Annotated in this window: 18 protein-coding genes; 12 read left to right on the top strand and 6 right to left on the bottom strand. The window is 62.8% G+C overall.

Translation table 11 applies throughout. From position 1 onward, the window contains the following. The gene (locus LAN61_03560; GenBank protein MBZ5539581.1) at window positions 1–450 is read left to right on the top strand and encodes an arsenate reductase ArsC; all 450 of its coding nucleotides are present in this window, start codon (window positions 1–3) and stop codon (window positions 448–450) included. 59 nt (window positions 451–509) lie between these two features. Here the strand turns inward: LAN61_03560 and purH are convergent, their stop codons facing one another. The 4 genes from purH to LAN61_03540 form a co-directional block, all read right to left on the bottom strand. Beyond that, the gene (gene purH, locus LAN61_03555; protein MBZ5539580.1) at window positions 510–2,081 is read right to left on the bottom strand and encodes a bifunctional phosphoribosylaminoimidazolecarboxamide formyltransferase/IMP cyclohydrolase; all 1,572 of its coding nucleotides are present in this window, start codon (window positions 2,079–2,081) and stop codon (window positions 510–512) included. A gap of 292 nt (window positions 2,082–2,373) precedes the next feature. Continuing rightward, a complete protein-coding gene (locus LAN61_03550) occupies window positions 2,374–3,039 on the bottom strand; it encodes a response regulator (protein ID MBZ5539579.1) in 666 nt (221 codons plus the stop codon). 14 nt (window positions 3,040–3,053) lie between these two features. Beyond that, a complete protein-coding gene (locus tag LAN61_03545) occupies window positions 3,054–5,315 on the bottom strand; it encodes a PAS domain S-box protein (protein MBZ5539578.1) in 2,262 nt (753 codons plus the stop codon). Window positions 5,316–5,709: 394 nt separating this feature from the next. Then, window positions 5,710–6,318 (bottom strand): hypothetical protein, encoded by a 609-nt coding sequence (locus LAN61_03540; protein ID MBZ5539577.1) that lies wholly within the window; start codon window positions 6,316–6,318, stop codon window positions 5,710–5,712. A 167-nt stretch (window positions 6,319–6,485) separates the two neighbouring features. Between LAN61_03540 and selA the strand changes: the two genes are divergently transcribed. Both selA and LAN61_03530 read left to right on the top strand, forming a co-directional pair. Further along, complete coding sequence (selA, locus tag LAN61_03535) at window positions 6,486–7,916, top strand: L-seryl-tRNA(Sec) selenium transferase (protein ID MBZ5539576.1); 1,431 nt, start codon at window positions 6,486–6,488, stop codon at window positions 7,914–7,916. A 13-nt stretch (window positions 7,917–7,929) separates the two neighbouring features. Beyond that, the gene (locus LAN61_03530; protein MBZ5539575.1) at window positions 7,930–8,937 is read left to right on the top strand and encodes an alcohol dehydrogenase catalytic domain-containing protein; all 1,008 of its coding nucleotides are present in this window, start codon (window positions 7,930–7,932) and stop codon (window positions 8,935–8,937) included. Between the two features lie 144 nt (window positions 8,938–9,081). Here the strand turns inward: LAN61_03530 and larB are convergent, their stop codons facing one another. Continuing rightward, window positions 9,082–9,849 carry a nickel pincer cofactor biosynthesis protein LarB gene (gene larB, locus LAN61_03525; GenBank protein ID MBZ5539574.1) on the bottom strand — a complete coding sequence of 256 codons (768 nt, stop codon included), beginning with the start codon at window positions 9,847–9,849 and terminating at the stop codon, window positions 9,082–9,084. 105 nt (window positions 9,850–9,954) lie between these two features. Between larB and LAN61_03520 the strand changes: the two genes are divergently transcribed. Next, on the top strand, window positions 9,955–10,971 hold the full coding sequence (locus LAN61_03520) for a hypothetical protein (protein MBZ5539573.1): 1,017 nt from the start codon (window positions 9,955–9,957) through the stop codon (window positions 10,969–10,971). 229 nt (window positions 10,972–11,200) lie between these two features. Here LAN61_03520 and LAN61_03515 read toward each other — a convergent pair whose 3' ends face one another. Further along, window positions 11,201–12,115, bottom strand: coding sequence for a VWA domain-containing protein (locus LAN61_03515; GenBank protein ID MBZ5539572.1), 915 nt, complete (start codon window positions 12,113–12,115; stop codon window positions 11,201–11,203). Between the two features lie 202 nt (window positions 12,116–12,317). Between LAN61_03515 and LAN61_03510 the strand changes: the two genes are divergently transcribed. From LAN61_03510 to LAN61_03475, 8 genes are all read left to right on the top strand, one after another. Then, the gene (locus LAN61_03510) at window positions 12,318–12,944 is read left to right on the top strand and encodes a UbiX family flavin prenyltransferase (GenBank protein MBZ5539571.1); all 627 of its coding nucleotides are present in this window, start codon (window positions 12,318–12,320) and stop codon (window positions 12,942–12,944) included. 119 nt (window positions 12,945–13,063) lie between these two features. Beyond that, window positions 13,064–13,948: a putative 4-hydroxybenzoate polyprenyltransferase gene (gene ubiA / locus LAN61_03505; GenBank protein ID MBZ5539570.1), complete on the top strand. Its 885-nt coding sequence runs from the start codon at window positions 13,064–13,066 to the stop codon at window positions 13,946–13,948. 29 nt (window positions 13,949–13,977) lie between these two features. Further along, entirely contained in the window at window positions 13,978–15,129 is a 1,152-nt protein-coding gene (gene mqnE, locus LAN61_03500) for an aminofutalosine synthase MqnE (protein MBZ5539569.1), read from the top strand. 115 nt (window positions 15,130–15,244) lie between these two features. Further along, window positions 15,245–15,505, top strand: coding sequence for a hypothetical protein (locus tag LAN61_03495; GenBank protein MBZ5539568.1), 261 nt, complete (start codon window positions 15,245–15,247; stop codon window positions 15,503–15,505). Then, window positions 15,502–15,750: a hypothetical protein gene (locus tag LAN61_03490; GenBank protein ID MBZ5539567.1), complete on the top strand. Its 249-nt coding sequence runs from the start codon at window positions 15,502–15,504 to the stop codon at window positions 15,748–15,750. Before LAN61_03495 ends, LAN61_03490 begins: the two co-directional genes overlap by 4 nt. Before the next feature lie 56 nt (window positions 15,751–15,806). After that, window positions 15,807–16,136, top strand: coding sequence for a DMT family protein (locus tag LAN61_03485; protein MBZ5539566.1), 330 nt, complete (start codon window positions 15,807–15,809; stop codon window positions 16,134–16,136). Between the two features lie 386 nt (window positions 16,137–16,522). Beyond that, window positions 16,523–16,948: an OsmC family protein gene (locus tag LAN61_03480; GenBank protein MBZ5539565.1), complete on the top strand. Its 426-nt coding sequence runs from the start codon at window positions 16,523–16,525 to the stop codon at window positions 16,946–16,948. 99 nt (window positions 16,949–17,047) lie between these two features. Next, window positions 17,048–18,196 carry a potassium channel family protein gene (locus LAN61_03475; protein MBZ5539564.1) on the top strand — a complete coding sequence of 383 codons (1,149 nt, stop codon included), beginning with the start codon at window positions 17,048–17,050 and terminating at the stop codon, window positions 18,194–18,196. The last annotated feature ends 66 nt before the right edge of the window (window positions 18,197–18,262 follow it).

The raw sequence follows: 18,262 nt of genomic DNA, 5'->3' as shown, positions 1-18,262 counted from the left end.
ATGAAGCCGAAGCGCGTCCTTATCCTCTGCACCGGCAACTCCGCGCGCAGCCAGATGGCCGAAGGCCTGCTCCGTCACCTCGGTGGCTCCGCCGTCGAGGTCCACAGCGCGGGAACCCGGCCCGCCGGCCTTAATCCCCTGGCGGTTCAGGCTATGCGCGAGATCGCCGTGGACATTTCCGCCCAGCGCTCCAAATCCGTGGCCGAATTCGACGGCCAGCGCTTCGACACCGTCATCACCGTCTGCGACAGCGCCGCCGAACAGTGCCCCATCTTCCCCGGCGCGCCGCAGCGCCTGCATTGGAGTCTGCCCGACCCCGCCGCGGTTGCCGGCTCCCCCGAAGAACAACTCGCGGCCTTCCGCGCCGTCCGCAACACCCTCGAAACGCGCCTCCGCGAATTTCTCTCCTCGGAGAACACCCCGCCCCATGCGGGTCCCATGCCCACCTGAAAGCGGGCGCTACATGCTTTTCTGGAATCGCTTTGGCAGCGCCGGACTGCTGACCGGGCTCAGTGCAGGAAGTGCCGCATCCCGGTAAACACCATGGCCAGGTTCAGCCGGTCCGCCGCGGCAATCACCTCGGCGTCGCGCACCGACCCGCCCGGCTGAATCACCGCCGTGGCCCCGGCCTTCGCCGCCTCTTCCACGCCGTCCGCGAACGGAAAGAACGCGTCCGAGGCCACCACGCAGCCCGCCAGCGGATTCTGCGCCTTCATCACCGCCAGCTTCACCGAATCCACGCGGCTCATCTGCCCCGCGCCCACGCCCAGCGTCTGCCCGTCCCGCGCAAACACGATGGCGTTGGACTTCACGTGCTTGGCCACCTTCCACGCGAACTTCAGCGCCGCCAGCTCTGCCGCCGTCGGCGCGCGCTTCGTGGCCACCTTCAATTCCGCCTCGTTCAATTCCCCCAGGTCCGGCTGCTGCACCAGCACTCCGCCGGAGATCTGTTTGAGTTGCGGCGCGCGCTCGGGATCCAGCCCGCCCGCCGGCAGCTCCAGCAGCCGCAGATTTTTCTTCGCCCCCAGCGCCGCCAGCGCCTGCTCCTCAAAGCCTGGCGCCACGATGCACTCCACGAACAGCTTGGCCACCTCTTCCGCCGTCGCCCCGTCCACCACGCGGTTAAACGCCAGCACCCCGCCGAACGCCGACACCGGATCGCAGGCATACGCCTTCCGGTACGCCTCCAGCAGCGTCTCCTGCTCCGCCGTCCCGCACGGATTATTGTGCTTGATGATCACCGCTGCCGGCCGCCGGAACTCTCCCGCCAGGCTGCGCGCCGCTTCCAGGTCCACGTAATTGTTGTAGGAAAGCTCCTTGCCCTGCAGCTGCTTCGCCGCGGCCAGCCCCGCCGCCGCGCGCCCCGCCGGCACGTACAGCGCCGCCGCCTGGTGCGGGTTCTCGCCATAGCGCAGCGGCCGCTGCCGCTCCAGCGCCAGGTGCAGCCGCTCCGGCAGCACCGCCTTCTCCCCCAGCGCCACGCGCCCCGCCGCTGCCGTCAGCCGCTCCAGCTCCGTCGTGATCATCCCGTCGTAGCGCGACGTCGTGGCGTACACCTTGCGCGCCAGTTCCAGCCGCGTGGCCAGCGCCGTCTCCCCCGTCGCCTCCAGCTCCCCGGCCACCCGCCCGTAATCCCCCGGATCGCACACCACCGTCACGCTCTCGAAATTCTTCGCCGCACTCCGCAGCATCGTCGGCCCGCCGATGTCGATATTCTCGATCAGCTCTTCCGCGGTCAGCCCCGCCTTGGCCGCCGTGGCTTCGAACGGGTATAGGTTCACTGCCACCAGATCGATCGGCGCGATCCCATGTTCCTCGGCCTGCTTGCGGTCCTCGGCCAGATTGCGCCGGAACAGCAGCCCGCCGTGCACCTTCGGATGCAGCGTCTTTACCCGCCCGCCCAGCATCTCCGGCCAGCCCGTCAGTTCGGCCACGTCGCGCACCGCCAGCCCCGCTTCCCGCAGTAGCTTGGCCGTCCCTCCCGTCGAGACGATCTCGATGCGCAGCGCGGCCAGCCGCTTGGCAAAGTCCACAACCCCTGTTTTATCGAAAACACTGATGAGCGCCCGCGCCACCGGCATGACTTCCTCCTGTCAACTGAAGAGCCGTGTATTGTATGCGCTGCGCGGCGATTGGAAAAGCGGAAACGCACGGGACTCCGGTGGCCCGGCACCCCGGCGCACAAAAATCCTTTGTTGGCATCGAAGCCGATGGGAGGGTTTTGCAGGCCCGGAAAATCGCGTCCCGGTGCGCCTCCGGCAGTCTTTTGCAGATGCTCGGACACGCCCTCGTCCGAACTCGCCGCGCAGAGAGCCGCGCCCGGCCGTCTCCTTCGAAAGTCCCGGCCGGCAGCCTGGCGCCGGCGGCCCCAGGCTACTGCAGCACCCAGCGCCCTTCTTTTTCGACAAAGCGCATGCCGTACCGCGGGAACGGTGTGCCCTCGGCCTCGGCGCGCACCACCCGGGCCTTGCCCACGTACTCTTCGCTTGCGCTGGCCAGATACACCCCGACGATGGCGTCCTTCTGCAAGACTGCGGCGCATCCGCAGAGAAAGCCGCTCAAGCTGACGTTCTCCGTGCTCGTCACGGCTTCGAAGGGCTTCCCCTGGGCGTCGGTTCCGCGCAGCTTCAGCGGCACGCGCAGGCGCACGCGCACTTCGCTGCGCCGTTCCTTGCGCTTCGTGGTCACCGTTCGCGCCAGACACGCCTTCAAAGCCTCGAAGTCTACCGGCTTTTCGAAGTAGGCTGCTGCCCCGAGATCGCGGCAGAATTCCTTGGTCTGCGCCCCGGCCTCTCCGCTCACGATCAGCACGGGAATCAACTGCGTGCGGCTGAACGAGGTGAGCATCTGGCAGAGTTCGAATCCGGAATAGTGCGGCATCCTCAAGTCCAGCAGAATGGCGTCGGGCTTGTGCTCCATGGCCAGCGCCAGCGCCTCTTCGGGCACTCCGGTGTCGATGATTTCATACGTGTCTTTCAGATTCAGGCGCACCAGGCGCCGCAGGGCTTCGTCGTCGTCCACAATCAGCAGCTTTTCCATCGTCCGCTTCCCTCCTATCGTCCCCGGGAGCGTTCGCTCCCCACCAGTGTCGCTTCCCCCGTCGGCGCTTCCGGTCCTTTCTTCTCCGCGTCGAGCACCTCGCGAACCTTCCGGACCAGCGCTTCTTCCGTGAACGGCTTGTGCAGCAAGTAGGTCCCGGGCTTGAGGACGCCGTGTCCGGCGATAAAGCTGTCGGTATACCCCGACATGTACAGCACCTTGATCCCCGGCTGCCGCGCTACCAGCTGCTCGGCGAGCACTCGCCCGTTCATCCCGGGCATCACCACGTCGGTCAGCAGCAGCTGAATCGGAGCGGAATTCTGCGCAGCCGCCTCCAGGGCTTTCTCTCCGTTCGGCGCCGACAGAACCCGGTACCCGTTTGTCTCCAGAAAGGTTTGCGCAAGTTTCCGCAGCGGGTCCTCATCCTCCACCAGGAGAACCGTCTCCGCCCCCCGCAGCGGCCGGCCCTGCGGGCTGTTCGGTGCTTCCACCGTGGCTTGCTCCTCGATGCGCGGCAGATAGACCTTGAACGAGGCTCCCTTGCCCGGCGCGCTTTCCACCGTGATGTAGCCCCCGCTCTGCTTCACGACTCCGTATACCGTGGACAGCCCCAGTCCCGTGCCTTTGCCGAGCTCTTTGGTCGTGAAGAAGGGCTCGAAAATGTGCACTTGTGTCTCTGCGTCTATTCCCACTCCCGTATCGGTGACGGAGAGCATGATGTAGTGCCCGCGTTTTGCGCCAGGATGCTGCCGGACGTACGCCTCGTCGAACTCCGCGTTCGCGGTTTCAATCTTCAGCTGGCCGCCCTGCTGCATGGCATCCCGGGCGTTGACGGCCAAATTCATCACCACCTGCTCGATCTGTCCCTGATCGGCCTTCACGCAACCCAGCCCCGGATCGAGCGCCGTCGTCACTTCGATGTCTTCTCCCAGCAGCCGGGGCAGCATCTTTTCCATGTCGCTGAACAGCGCATTCAGGTTCAGCACCGCGGGCGTCAACACCTGCTGCCGGCTGAACGCCAGCAACTGCCGGGTCAGCGTCGCGGCCCGCTGTCCGGCCTTTTCCACTTCCACCGTGTGTTCGTAAAGCGGGCTGCCCGCCCCCAGCTCCCGCTTCAACACCTGGCTATACCCGATGATCACCCCGAGAAGATTGTTGAAGTCGTGCGCGATCCCTCCGGACAGTCTTCCGATCGCTTCCATCTTCTGCGCCATGCGCAGTTGCCGCTCCAGAACGCGCTTCTCCGTCACATCTTCGGCGAACGCTTCGATATGCGCCGGAACCCCGTTCGCATCTTTCAAGCGCCGTCCGCTGCACCGCACGGTGATCGGTGCGCCGTCTTTCCGCTTCCATTCGACTTCCACATCCTTCATCTCTTCCGCCCCGGCCAACAGCTCATTCAGCCTCTGATATTCCTCCGGGCAGCGATAGATGTCGCTCGCGAGATTGGCCTGCAGCAGTTCGCTGGGCGATGCGTAGCCCAGCATGGTTTGCAGCGCGGGATTCACCTGCAGCAATTGCCCGCCCATGCTCGCGCGGTAGATGCCATACGGGGCGTCCTCCACCACCGCGCGGAAACTGGCTTCCGACAGCCGCAAAGCCTCTTCCGCCCGTTTCCGCTCGCTGATGTCGCGGTTCACAATCACTAACTGCACCGGTTCCCCTTTCACATTGCGAATCACGCTCGAAGTCGATTCCAGCATCCGCCACGTGCCGTCTTTGTGGCGGATGCGGTATTCCAAAGTCTTGCCCTGCCCGGTCAGCCGCGCTTCCTCCGCCGCTCCCCGCACGCGCTCTTGGTCTTCGGGATGAATCTGCGCGAACGAAGACGACGCGCGCAGCTCTTCCGGGGAGTAACCCAGGACCTTCTGGTACGCCAGGCTGTTATAGATTCGGTGCCCTTCCATATCCACGACCGCAATCATGTCCGCGGCGTTCTCGCTGATCAGACGGAACAGCTCTTCCTTTTCCACCAACTGGCAGCGAATCCGGTGGATCTGCACCTGCTGATAGATGATGTAAACATTGAACAGCAGCACCAGCCCCACCAGGCTCCGGACCGCCACCGATAGCGCCAGCGTGCCTTCATAATCTTCCGTCTGGTGCAAGGACGGCAGGAGAAAGGAAGCCAGGCCCAGGGTCAGCAGAAGCGTAATGACCACCGTCGCAGCCCACAGCCACCATTCCCGCCTTTCAATTCGGCTGTGATGGCTGCGGAACGTGCCGCCCCCAGCGTGGTTTTCGTCTTTCCCGGTCTGCGCTTTCAGTGGCCCCATACCGCTGGAATCCCTGCACGGCACCCACCAACTGCCATCTGTGGCTTTCTCCCCACGGCTCGTTTCAACTTACTGCGTCCGTGAGGGTTAGCCGGAGCGCTGGCACCCCCGCAAGCGCTGGTACCCCCGCGCCGGTGTCCCATCTCGGACTGCGCGTGGCAGTTCGAAACATAGGCCGTGACACAATCCTCCCTTCCAGCAGTTCTCGCCGCCCTAGCCCTTCCTTCCCGCACTGCCCGCTGCGCCATAACTCGCCGCACACACCCATCCTCCGCACAAGGCTGTCGCTCGCTGGCGGGGATTCTTCCTTCTTCACGAATCAGGGGTCGCGGGTCGCGGATCGCGCGCTCCGCGGGCGGCCCGCAACCTGCCAGGAAAGAAAAAACTGCGGTCGCTACGATTTGGTGAGGGCCTTCAGTTTGACCTGGTCGCCGACCACTTCCACCACGTATTCCACTTCCTTCACGCCCTTCTGCTTCTGCAGGTCGCTGGTCTTCTTGCGCACGAACTCCCGGAAATTCGCGCGCGTAAACTTCTCCGTCGGCTCCCCGGCCTTTTCCTTGGCGCTGATGAATGCCTGGTAGAGCTCTTCCACCTTCTCGCTCTCCTTCTCCGGCGCGGAGCAGCTGATGCGGAAGGCCGCTCCCTGCTCCGCAGGCTGCGCCGCGGCTTCCGCGGCGTGCCGCTGGGCGCGCTCCGCCTCGATCGCTTTGGCGGCCGCGCCGTAATGCCGCTCCACTTTGCCTTCTTCCTTCTGCTGCAGCCGCTTGCGGAAAATCTCTTTATACTTGGCGTAGGTTTGCGCGAGATTGTTGAAACGGAAGCTCTGCCCGAATTTCAACTGCCCCATGCGCTCGGAATAGCGCTTGATCAGCGAATCGATGCGCCATTCCACGTCCGTCGGAGGACGCTTGCGGCCTCCGCCGAAGAACTGGTCGTATTCAATTTTCAGCTGGCGGATGTCCTTCTCCAGCTGGCTCAGTTCTTCGTCAATGGTTGCCATCGGCGAGCCCTTCCACCGTCCATGCTAGGTGGCCCGCGCAGGTTGCGTCAATCGTAACAACCGCCGGGGATACGCATCGGGCAATGCGCGCCGCCGGTTCGCCCCGGCGGGCCCCCGCCGGCGCTCCGGCAATTGCTCCCCGGCCCCGCCTGTGCTGAAATGGCGGCATGGACCCTCGCGCCAAGCCGGCCCTCTCCCCCGCGCAAGCCGATCTCCTGCGCCAGTTGCCCTCCGTTGACGAGTTGCTCGCCCAGCCGCGCCTCCGCGCGCTCGCTTCCCGGGTGAGCCGCGGCCTGCTCCTCGAGGTAACGCGCGCTGCCCTCGCCGGCATCCGCACGCGCATCACCGGCGCGGAGGCGCGCACCGTCCTCGCGCTTGCTCCCGCGGAGATCGAGGCGCACATCACCGCCGAGGTCGAACGCATCCTCGCGCTCTCCCTCCAGCCGGTCATCAACGCCACCGGCGTCATCCTGCACACCAATCTCGGCCGCGCCCCGCTGCCCTCCGCCGTCGCCGACCACATCCGCCACGCCGCCACGCACTACAGCAACCTCGAATACGACCTCGATGCCGGCGCGCGCGGCAAGCGCGATGTCCACACCTCCCGCCTCCTCGAGCGCCTCACCGGCGCCGAAGCCGCCATCGTGGTCAACAACTGCGCCGCCGCCGTCCTCCTCTCTCTCGCCGCTCTCGCCAAAGGCGGCGAAGTCCTGGTTTCCCGCGGCGAGCTCATCGAGATTGGCGACGGCTTCCGCATCCCGGAGATCATGGCCGAAAGCGGCGCCATCCTCCGCGAAGTCGGCACCACCAACCGCACCCGCATCGAAGACTACGAGCGCGCCATCACCGACAAGACCCGCCTCCTCCTCCGCGTGCACCCCTCCAATTTCCGCATCACCGGCTTTACCGAGCGTCCCGAGCTCCGCGAACTCGCCGAGCTGGGCCGCCGCGCCAATCTTCCCGTCATGGAAGACCTCGGCTCCGGCTGCCTCGTGGACCTCTCCGCCAGCGGCGTCAGCGAACCCGTCGTCCGCCAGAGCTTCGAGGCCGGCGCCTCCCTGGTGGCCTTCAGCGGCGACAAGCTCCTCGGCGGCCCGCAGGCCGGCGTCATCGCCGGTCACAGCACCCTGGTCACCCGCATCCGCCGCTATCCCCTCTTCCGCGCCCTGCGCGTGGACAAGCTCACCATTGCCGCGCTGGAAGCCACCCTCGGCGCCTACCTGCGCGGCGCCCTCGACGAAATTCCCGCGCTGCGCATGATTCGTATGAGCCCCCGCGAGATCGGCCAGCGCGCCGAACAGTTTCTCGGCGCTCTCCGCCCCGCTCTCCCCCTCGAGGAACTCGAAGCGGACATCGTCGCCGGCGCCTCCCTCATCGGCGGCGGCTCCACTCCCGCGGAGTCCCTCCCCACCATGCTCCTGCGCATCGCCAGCGCCCGCCATTCCGCCGCGAAACTCGAAGAGCGCCTGCGCCGCCCTCCCGCCGGCGTCTCCGTCATCGCCCGCGTCGAGAACGACCGCCTGCTCCTCGATCTCCGCACCGTCTTCCCCGACGAGGAACCTGCGCTCGCCGCCGCCCTCTCCGCGGCTCTCCGCTGAAGGAACCCGCCCCATGCTGGCCTTCACCGTCCGCAACAACCGCCTCGTCCCTGCAAAAAAGCCTCTCCCCAAGCTCCGCCCCGGCTGGGCTCTCCTTCAGCTCCGCCTCGCCGGCATCTGCAACACCGACGTCGAGATCCTCCGCGGCTACCACAGTTTCCGCGGCACTCCCGGCCACGAATTCGTCGGCGAAGTCGTGGCCGTGCGCGGCGTCTCCACCCGCGAGAGCGCGCACTGGCTCGGCCGCCGCGTCGTCGGCGAGATCAACATCGCCTGCGCCGCCCTGGGCTTTCGCCCCGTGTGCCGCTTCTGCCGCCGCGGCCTGAAAACGCACTGCGCGCGCAGGAAGGTGCTCGGTATCGTCGCCCACAACGGCGCCTTCGCCGAATTCCTCGCCCTGCCCCTCGAAAATCTGCACCTCGTTCCCGATGGCCTCTCCGACGAGCAGGCCGTCTTCACCGAGCCGCTCGCCGCCGCCTGCCAGATCCTCGCCCAGCTCCCGGTGGCGCGCTTCCGCGACGCCGCCGTCCTCGGCGACGGCAAGCTCGCGCAGTTGATCGCCCGCGTCCTGCACTCCGTTATGCCGCGCGTCACCCTCTTCGGCAAGCACGAAGCAAAATTGGCCCTGGCACGCCTCGCCGGCATCCCCGTGCAAAAAGTCCGCGGCGACGCTTCCGACCTCCGCCGCATCAAGGAAAACTTTCCGCTGGTGGTGGAAGCAACGGGCTCGCCTAGCGGCCTGACTCTGGCGCAACACATCACCGAGCCGCGCGGCACCCTCGTCCTGAAATCCACCTTCCACGGCGCCGCCCCCGTTGAAACCTGGCCCACCGTCGTCAAGGAGCTCACCATCCTCGGCTCCCGCTGCGGCCCCTTCGCCAAAGCCCTCGCCCTCCTCCGCTCCGCCCACGTGGACCCCACCCCGCTCATCTCGCGCACATTCCCGCTCGTCCAAGCCCCCGCCGCCATCGCCTACGCGCAAAAACCCGGCGTCATGAAAGTCCTGCTAAGAATGGATTAACGCAGAGGCACAGAGTTAACAGTCGAAAGTTAAAAGTGGAAAGTTAAAACCTGAAGAGCCCTACCGCTAGACGTTTTTGCAAGTATCTCTCGGAATTTCCCTCTGCTTCTCTGCGTCCTCTGCGCCTCTGCGTTAAATCCCCTCTTACAGCCGGTTGATACACGACGCCACACACCCCGCCCCAAACCCATTGTCAATATTCACCACTGTCACATTCGACGCGCAACTGTTCAGCATCCCCAGCAGCGCCGCCACCCCGCCAAAGCTCGCGCCATACCCCGTGCTCGTCGGCACCGCGATCACCGGCACGCCCACCAGCCCGCCCACCACGCTCGGCAGCGCCCCTTCCATCCCCGCCACGCAGATGATCACCCGCGCCTCGCCCAGCTTCCCGCGATGCTTCAGCAGCCGGTGAATCCCCGCCACGCCCACGTCATAAATCTGCTCCACCCGGTTGCCCATCATCCGCGCCGTCAGCACCGCCTCCTCGGCCACCGGAATGTCGCTCGTCCCCGCGGACACCACCACGATCGTGCCCTTCCCGCGCATCACCCGCGTCCGCTCGATCGTGATCACCCCCGACAGCGCGTGAAATTTTGCCGCCCGGCCCGCCTTCCCGTTCAGCCGCCGCACCGCCGCGTAAATCTTGCGGTCCGCCCGCGTGATCAGGATGTTGTGCCGGGTGGCCTTCGCCCGCAGCATCGCCCGCACGATCTCCGCCACCTGCCCCGGCGTCTTGCCCTTCCCGAAAACCACCTCGGCAAACCCCTGCCGCAGCGCCCGGTGATGGTCCACCTTGGCAAACCCCAAATCCTCGAACGGCAGATGCTTCAGCCGCGCAATCGCCGCCCCGGTCGCGAGCTTCCCCGCGCCCACCGCCTCCAGAATCTTCACGATGTCCCGTTCGTGCATGGTTTCCCGCTGCGCATTCTACCACCCTCCCCGTCCAAACCCCGCCAGGTCCGGGTGGATATACTTCTGGTATTTTGCATCCAGGGAGGCTATATGAGGACAGTTATGAAGCTCCCTTCGCTCATTGCGGCTTGCGCGTTGTTCGCTTTAGCGTCTTCGGAACCATGGTCCGGGAATATGGCGGCTGCCGGCGATAAGGGTCTGGAAGCACAAAAGCTCCTGCAGCAAGCCGAAGATCTCACGGACATACGCTCATCGGGGAGTCGCTCGTTTCACCTGGCGGCTCGTGTGTACATGTATGAGGGAAAAGATCTGGCGGCGGACGGGACGTATGACCTGTTCTGGGCATCGCCAACCGCTTGGCGAGAGGAGATTAAGTTTGCGCATTTCTCCCAGGTTCGCGTCGCAATCGGCGACAAACTCTCCATAAGCCGTAACCCGCCCATTTTGCCGCTTGAGATTTTCCGGCTGCACGAGCTTTTGGATTTTCCAAACGTTCTCCATCCCAACCTGGCCGTTAAACCAGGCAAAGTGAAGGAAAGAACAAGAAATGGCTCGCGCGAGAGAACGATCGAAGTTGGATCCCGGATCGTCATCCTGGATGGGTCATCCCCAATCCCGATCCGCGTCGAATTCAAGAGCTTTCATTTTGAATACCAGTTCAAAGACTACGTGTCTTTCGACGGACGCCAATTTCCCCGAACCCTCGCCGAATTCATCTTGAATAGACCGCTGGTTCAGGTTCAAGTACAAAAACTTGAGCAAGCGGCCTTCGACGCTTCCTTTTTTATTCCGCCAAAGGATGCAACCGTGCTTCGCTGGTGCCCGCATCCGGAACCCGCGAAACTCGAGGACCTGGGCGCACTCTCTCTTTTGCCCTCGCAGCTTCGCGACGCTGCCCACCAACATGTTGCAGCCATCTACGGAATCATCGGAATCGACGGCAGGTGGCACGACCTTGCCGTGGTGAAGTCGGCTGGCAAAGAGGTGGATTCATACTGGATGGATCAAATGCTCCAGCAGCGCTATACCCCGGCCAAATGTGCCGGAGTCCCCGTTGAACAGGAGTCCGTGAAGGAACACCATTACGAATGGCTGGGACAGTTCATCGTCCCTAACTGATTAGCAGGGTATCGTCAATGCTTGTCAGCTAGAGTGACGGAGGGTTCTATCTCGGCCAACCCCAAGAGTGGCACAGCCATTCTTGGCTGTGCGCCTTTCCTGCTCGCTAAAACTCCCTGCAGGGGGTCAGTTCCCGATAAGCGTTAATCAGGAGCCACAAGGAACTGGCATTGCTCAATCGACAGGACTATTGTGCGTGCCGGGCCAAGTTGGGGATAAGGAGAACAGGTCATGGTGCGAGGTACTGAGTGGGTGCCGAGACCTCAATATCCTGCGAAACGGATTTCACTTCCAGTGAGTGGAGCTTATGCCGTTTTGCGGGGAACGCCGAGAAACTCAGCAGGTATTGGTTGTCAATAGATTCGACCAGACGAGAAACGAAGTCGCCCGATTCATCCAGAGAAACGATGTCCCCGCCTGTGTTTTGGCTCAGAGCACGGAGGTTTGCCGACTCCTGCTTACCCGGCTTTTTTGAGGGCATGGCAATGGGGAACACGGAAATACCCTCACGCTGAAGTACTGTTAGCGTGTGTTCAAGAGAATTGCGGCTGGCGTTGTCCCCACCGTCCGAGAACAGAAAAATTGCTCGCCGCGACGAAGGGTAATTTTTGGCTGAGGTGAGCTGCTGCTTGGCTGCGTGAACGATCGCGTCAAAAAGTGCCGTGGAACCCCGGGGATCTTCCTGGTTTAATATCTGCTCCGCTATTGGCGCGTCGACAAACTGATCATTCGTGGTGACCTCATCTCCAAACAAAATCAAGTAGCCGCGGTTGCCCTGTTTGGAAAGAGCGTTGAACAGTCTAATTGCTCCTGCAATTTGTGAAGACCTTATGCTCCGCATCGATCCGCTGGCATCCACCAACAGAGAAAAGATTAGGGGCTCATCCTTCACGGAACGGAGTTCCTTCACTTCGACGGAATGCCGGTCATCCCGAATGAGAAAATCACTCTTCGCAGGTGCCGAGACCGGGCTGCCGCCCTTACTGACAATCGTGATCAACACTTGGGCCCCGGGTTGCGAATCGTGAGAAGCGGCTGTAAGTGGATTAGGACCTGGAGTTTGAGAAGCTCTTTGAGAAACAGCCCCAAAGAAGATGATGGGTAGTAGAACGCCAACCAAGAAGCCAAGTCGGATAATTCGCATGAGATCGTTACTCTCCTGGAACAGTTAGGATTCTACACTTCAGAGGTCCCAACTTGTAGTGGTGCCGCGAGCGTCTTAGCAAAGCCCAACTAACTCCCGATAAGTCGGCTTATCGAAAACCGCCCCACCGCCCCTCCCGCCCCGCTTGACTTGCCCCCGATACCGCTGCGAGACTGACTTTTCCGTACCCAGACAAATAACCATGCCCAAAACTGAAGGCCAAATCATCACCGTCGGCGTCACCGGAGCCAGCGGCGCTCTCCTCGCGCAAAAGGCTCTCGCCCTCCTTGACGAAGACCCGCGCGTCGCCCGCGTCCATCTCGTCGTCACTGAAGCCGGACAGCGCCTCCTCGCCGAAGAACTGCTCCTCTCCTCCGGCGATCTGAAAAAACTTCCCGCGCGCCTCCTCGGCCGCCCCACCAAAAAGATCGCCGCCCTCCCCAATCAGGATATCGGCGCCGCCATCGCCTCCGGCAGCTACCCCGTGGACGCCATGCTGGTCATCCCCTGCTCCATGGGCACCCTCGCCGCCATCGCCTGCGGCCTGAGCGACGACCTCGTGTCCCGCGCCGCCGACGTCATGCTCAAGGAATCCCGCAAGCTTGTCCTCTGCGTGCGCGACACCCCCTTCAGCCGCATCCACCTGGAAAACATGCTCCGCGCCCAGCAGGCCGGCGCCGTCATCATGCCCGCCATCCCGGCCTTCTACCACAAGCCCAGAACCATCGACGACCTCGTTTCCCAATACGTCTGCCGCGTCCTCGCCCAGATCGCCCTCCCCCAGCAAATCATGTACCGCTGGGAAGGCAGTTCAAAAGTCAAAAAGTAAAAAAGTCACAAAGCCAGAAAATCTGAACAACTCAAAGGGGAAATACACTCCCCGGCTCTTCGAATTTTGGACTCTTGGACTTTTAAACTCTGGAACTCTTATACTTTCTTCCTGTCCCCATGACTCCCAGCCCCCACAGCCGCCTCCGCACCGTGCTCGAAATGATCAAGTTCGAGCACTCCGTCTTTGCCCTGCCCTTCGCGCTGACCGGCGCGTTGCTGGCGGCGCGCGCGACCACCCACACCTGGCCCGCTTGGCGCCAGATTCTCTGGATCGTCGTGGCCATGGTCGCCGCCCGCTCCGCCGCCATGACCATGAACCGCATCGCCGACCTCCGCTTCGACAAGGCCAATCCCCGCACCAGCCAGCGCCCTCTGGTTACCGGCGCTCTCTCCCTCGGCTTCGCCTGGGGCTTCACATTCGCCGCCGTGGCGGTCTTCTTCCTCGCCGCCTGGCGCCTCAATCCCCTGGCTCTCAAACTCGCTCCCGTGGCGCTCGCCATACTCTTCTTCTATTCCTACACCAAGCGCTTCACCACTTGGTCGCATCTCGTCCTGGGCTTGGCCCTCGGCATCTCCCCTGCCGCCGCCTGGATCGCCATCACCGGCGCGCTCGATCTGCGCATGCTCCTCCTCTGCGCCGCCGTCACCCTGTGGGTCGGCGGCTTCGACGTCCTCTACGCCTGCCAGGATGTGGCCTTCGACCAGCAAGCCGGCCTTTACTCCGTCCCCAAGCGCTTCGGCATCCCCCGCGCCCTGCTGATTGCCCGCGGAATGCACGTCGCCGTCGTCGCCCTTCTCGCCGCCCTCGCCGCCAGCTTCGCCCTGCCCTGGCCCGCCTGGGCCGGCGTCGCCGTCGTCGCCACGCTCCTCGCCTACGAGCACTCCCTGGTCCATTCCGACGACCTCAGCAAGCTGGACGCTGCGTTTTTCACCGTGAACGGCTATATTAGTCTCTTGTTCCTGCTCTTCTGGGGAGCCGCCGCCGCCCTCTGGCGCGGATGAGGGTGTTGCACGAATTCGATGGATTCGAAATGAGCGACCTGACCATCACCGACCAGCAACTGAAGCCCATCGCCGCCAAGGTGCTCGCCGGCGAACGCCTGTCCATCGACGACGGCATCGCCCTCTACCGCTCCCCCGATCTCCTCGCCGTCGGCTGGCTTGCCAACCACGTCCGCGAGCAGCGCCACGGCAACGTCACCTATTTCAACGTCAACCGCCACATCAATCCCACCAACGTCTGCGTCGCGCACTGCAAGCTCTGCGCCTTTGGCCGCGACCCCAACGCTCCCGGCGCCTACACCTTCGCCCTCGAAGAGATCTACCAGCGCGCCGAGCAGGGCGTCCGCGAAGGCGCCACCGAGTTCCACATCGTCGGCGGCCTGCACCCTGACCTGCCCTTCGACTACTTCCTGGAGCTCGTCCGCGGCCTCAAGCAGCGCTGCCCCGGCGTGCACCTCAAAGCCTTCACCATGGTCGAGGTCGGCTACTTCGCGCGCATCGCCAAGCTCTCCATCAAGGACACATTGCTCAAGATGAAAGAAGCCGGCGTGGATTCCCTCCCCGGCGGCGGCGCGGAAATCTTCCACCCCCGCGTGCGCAAGATCATCTGCGACCACAAGGTCAGCGGCCAGATGTGGCTCAACGTCGCCCGCCAGGCCCACCAGCTCGGCCTGCCCTCCAACGCCACCATGCTCTACGGCCACGTGGAAACCGAAGAAGAGCGCGTCGACCACCTCGTGAAACTCCGCGAGCTGCAGGATGAAACCCACGGCTTCGTCGCTTTCATCCCCCTGGCCTTCCACCCCGCCAACACCGCGCTCGCGCACCTTCCCCCGACCACCGGCTACGCCGACCTGCGCAACATCGCCGTGGCCCGCCTGCTTCTCGACAATTTCCCGCACATCAAAGCCTACTGGGTCATGCTCACCACCAGCATCGCGCAGATCTCCCTGCGCTTCGGCGCCAACGACCTCGATGGCACCGTCGTCGAAGAAAAGATCTACCACGACGCCGGTGCCACCACCGCTGAGTTCACCCCCCGCGCCGAGCTCGAGCGCCTCATCCGCGCCGCCGGCCGCGTCCCCGTCGAGCGCGACACCCTCTACCGCCCCGTCGACCGCTCCCAGCTGCCTCCGCCCCCCGCCGCGCGCCCCGGCGTCACCCTCAGCCTCAACGTCTGACGCTTTATGTCCATACGCGCCGGCATTTCACCCGGTGCTTTTCCGCATTCAACACTATTCATGAATGGTGTTGACTCTTCTCCATCCAGCGGGTATTTTTTAAAGGAGGGATCTTATGCGCCACCAATTTGTCCTCGACAAGAAAACCAACAAACTCCTCAACGAGCTCGCCTCCTACCGCGCCGGCAACCGCAGCCTGGTCGTCCGCGAAGCCATCCAGCGCTATGCCGACATGGAAGAGCATCTGGACAGGATCGAAGCCGACCCCGCCTTCCAGAAAATGATCGCCCAATCCGAAGCCGACATCCGCGCCGGCCGCGTGACACCCCATCGTGAAGTGAAAAAGATGTTGCACGCGAGGAGGAAGAAAAGGTGAAGGCCCGGGTCGTCTGGACCCGCACCGTCTGGGTACTTTTCCAGGAACTCCCCGATGAAGTTCAAGATGAGCTCCTGGAAAAAGTGCAGTACCTCGAGCCCTTTCCCCATCTATATCCCGTGATAATAAAGAGCCGGCGCTTCCGCCGCCACCGCTGGTTCCGCGCCGGAAATTGGCTGCTCTTTTACCGCGTGGCGGACAATACCGTCTACATCCGCGGCCTGTGGCCCGCGCGAATTCCCTAAACCCATGACTCATTCGTCGTTTTTGTACCTTGGCCCGCAAAAAGGAGAAACGCGCCGTGCGAACCATCGTCCTGCTGACCATTTCCAATATCTTCATGACCTTTGCCTGGTACGGCCACCTCAAATACCGCAGCGCGACGCTCTGGAAAGTCGTCATCGCCAGCTGGAGCATCGCCTTTTTCGAATACTGTTTTCAGGTCCCGGCGAACCGCATCGGTTCCTATCAGTTCTCTACCGCGCAGCTCAAGACCATTCAGGAAGTCATCACCCTCGGCGTCTTCGCCGTCTTTTCCGTGTTTTACCTGAAGGAGCAGTTGCGCTGGAACTATTTCGCGGGTTTCGGCTGCATCGTCCTGGCCGTCTTCTTCCTCTTCCACAAGTGGTAGGCTGGAGCCCGCAAAAGTCCGGGATGCATTTCCACGAGCGGGAAAGGCCGTGAAAGCCATTTCTGAAAGTGGTGCTAAACTAACGGCTATGCGACAGGTCGTCCTTTACCCCGGCGAAGATGGCTACTGGGTGGCGGATTGCCCCAGCCTTCCCGGCTGTGTCAGCCAGGGAAGAACAAAAGAAGGCGCCATTCAAGATATTCGCGAAGCCAGGGAAGACTATCTTCTCGCACTACAGCAAGATGGGCTCGCCGTTCCTCCCGATCATTGTGATGCGGTTCGCGTGGCGGCAGGAAAGTTCATGCCTTGAATATACCCCTCGAAGGGGCTCCGGAATCGAATTCTCTGGATTTAAAGAGAACGAAAAAGCCCAAAAGAGAGGAATCATGCAGCGAAAAGCTTCCGCGGTTTGGCAGGGCGGTTTGAAAGATGGGAAGGGCTCGATTTCGACGGATAGCGGCGTCCTGAAGCAAACGCAATATTCGTTCAGCACACGGTTTGAAAACGGCGCCGGCACAAACCCCGAGGAGCTCCTCGCCGCGGCACACGCCGGCTGTTTTACGATGGCGCTTTCCGCGCAACTGGGCAACGCGGGCATGACCGCCAGCAGGCTCGAGACGACGGCGACGATTTCGCTCGAAAAGCTGCCGGACGGCTTCGCGATCACGAAAAGCCACCTGGACCTGACCGCGCAAATCCCCGGCGCAGACAAAGCCAAATTCGACGCCGCAGTGAAAGCCGCGGAAACCGGCTGCCCGGTATCGAAACTCTTCAAGGCAGAAATCAGCGTCACCGCCCGGCTGGAATCCTAGGACTTAGAGGTTTTTGCCGGACATTCTCATCGAGCGTCTTCGTGGAACGTTCTTACCGGACGTTCTCCTTGAAAGGCCTAAATAGGTGCAATGCCGCACATGATTCCAGCTCCGGGAGTGTTCGCTGCAGGTGTCGCGATCTTTCTGATCGTGCTCTGGGATGCGTTCGAGGCGATCATTCTGCCGCGCCGCGTCACGCGGAAGTTCCGCCTCGCTCGTCTTTTTTACCGCTCCACCTGGAGCATGTGGAAATTCGTGGTCTGTCTCATCCCCACGCGCAAGACGCGCGAATCCTTGCTGGGTTTTTATGGCCCGCTCTCGCTCCTCGTTCTCGTCGGGGTTTGGGCGGTTGGCCTCGTGCTCGGCTTCGGGCTCATGCAATACGGCGCGGGGTCCGCGCTGGTGGTGACCGGCGGCCAGCCCGGGTTTCAGACCGATATTTATCTGAGTGGCACGACCTTCTTTACTCTTGGGCTGGGCGACGTCATTCCCCGGTCGGGTTTGGCCCGCGTCCTGGTCGTTCTGGAAGCTGGTTTTGGTTTCGGATTCCTTGCCGCTGTGATCGGTTACCTGCCTTTCATCTATGGGTCGTTCTCCAAGCGCGAAGTGAATATTTCCCTGCTCGATTCCAGAGCCGGCACGCCCCCCACCGCCGGCGAACTGCTTCGCCGTCACAGCTACGCCGACGGCCTGTACGCCCTCCGCGTTCTCCTCAAGGATTGGGAGCAGTGGTGCGCCGAGCTGATGGAGAGCCATCTTTCCTATCCCGTGCTCGCGTATTTTCGTTCGCAGCACGACAACCAATCCTGGATCGCTTCGCTCACGGCCATTCTGGACACGTGCGCGCTCGTTATCGTTGGTCTCGAGGGCGCTTGCGAGAAACAGGCAGAGCTTACTTTTGCGATTGCCCGTCACGCCGTCGTTGACCTTTCGCAAGTTTTCGGAACGGCGCCGAAGCCCCTGCCGCAAGACCGGTTGCCTGCGCAGCAGTTGCGCCAAATCCGCGACATCCTCGCGCAACACGGAATGAAACTCCATGACGGAGAACAAGCCGATCACAAGCTCACGGAGCTTCGCAGGTTGTATGAGCCCTACATCCATGCGCTGGCCAATTACCTGAACCAGACGCTACCGCCCTGGATTACCCAGAAAAAAGGCAAAGACAATTGGCAGACCACGGCCTGGGCGCAGTCCGCCGGGCTTATCGCGAAAGAAGTGGCCATGATCGTCGCCGATGACCATTTCTAGTTTTCTTGGAATGCCGCGGCTTGAAGCCGTATCTTTCGTTCGCTAATTTTTTCGCTGGAGAGGAAC

The sequence above is a fragment of the Terriglobia bacterium genome (assembly GCA_020072785.1).
Taxonomy (GTDB): Bacteria; Acidobacteriota; Terriglobia; order Acidiferrales; family UBA7541; genus Acidiferrum.
Note: the sequence above shows the minus strand (reverse complement) of the source record. Positions and strands in the feature narration are given on the sequence as shown.

Coding starts and splice junctions, on each gene's coding strand:
- LAN61_03560 (MBZ5539581.1), top strand. CDS start 1: ATGAAGCCGAAGCGCGTCCTTATCCTCTGCACCGGCAACTCCGCGCGC.
- purH (MBZ5539580.1), bottom strand. CDS start 2,081: ATGCCGGTGGCGCGGGCGCTCATCAGTGTTTTCGATAAAACAGGGGTT.
- LAN61_03550 (MBZ5539579.1), bottom strand. CDS start 3,039: ATGGAAAAGCTGCTGATTGTGGACGACGACGAAGCCCTGCGGCGCCTG.
- LAN61_03545 (MBZ5539578.1), bottom strand. CDS start 5,315: ATGGGGCCACTGAAAGCGCAGACCGGGAAAGACGAAAACCACGCTGGG.
- LAN61_03540 (MBZ5539577.1), bottom strand. CDS start 6,318: ATGGCAACCATTGACGAAGAACTGAGCCAGCTGGAGAAGGACATCCGC.
- selA (MBZ5539576.1), top strand. CDS start 6,486: ATGGACCCTCGCGCCAAGCCGGCCCTCTCCCCCGCGCAAGCCGATCTC.
- LAN61_03530 (MBZ5539575.1), top strand. CDS start 7,930: ATGCTGGCCTTCACCGTCCGCAACAACCGCCTCGTCCCTGCAAAAAAG.
- larB (MBZ5539574.1), bottom strand. CDS start 9,849: ATGCACGAACGGGACATCGTGAAGATTCTGGAGGCGGTGGGCGCGGGG.
- LAN61_03520 (MBZ5539573.1), top strand. CDS start 9,955: ATGAAGCTCCCTTCGCTCATTGCGGCTTGCGCGTTGTTCGCTTTAGCG.
- LAN61_03515 (MBZ5539572.1), bottom strand. CDS start 12,115: ATGCGAATTATCCGACTTGGCTTCTTGGTTGGCGTTCTACTACCCATC.
- LAN61_03510 (MBZ5539571.1), top strand. CDS start 12,318: ATGCCCAAAACTGAAGGCCAAATCATCACCGTCGGCGTCACCGGAGCC.
- ubiA (MBZ5539570.1), top strand. CDS start 13,064: ATGACTCCCAGCCCCCACAGCCGCCTCCGCACCGTGCTCGAAATGATC.
- mqnE (MBZ5539569.1), top strand. CDS start 13,978: ATGAGCGACCTGACCATCACCGACCAGCAACTGAAGCCCATCGCCGCC.
- LAN61_03495 (MBZ5539568.1), top strand. CDS start 15,245: ATGCGCCACCAATTTGTCCTCGACAAGAAAACCAACAAACTCCTCAAC.
- LAN61_03480 (MBZ5539565.1), top strand. CDS start 16,523: ATGCAGCGAAAAGCTTCCGCGGTTTGGCAGGGCGGTTTGAAAGATGGG.
- LAN61_03475 (MBZ5539564.1), top strand. CDS start 17,048: ATGATTCCAGCTCCGGGAGTGTTCGCTGCAGGTGTCGCGATCTTTCTG.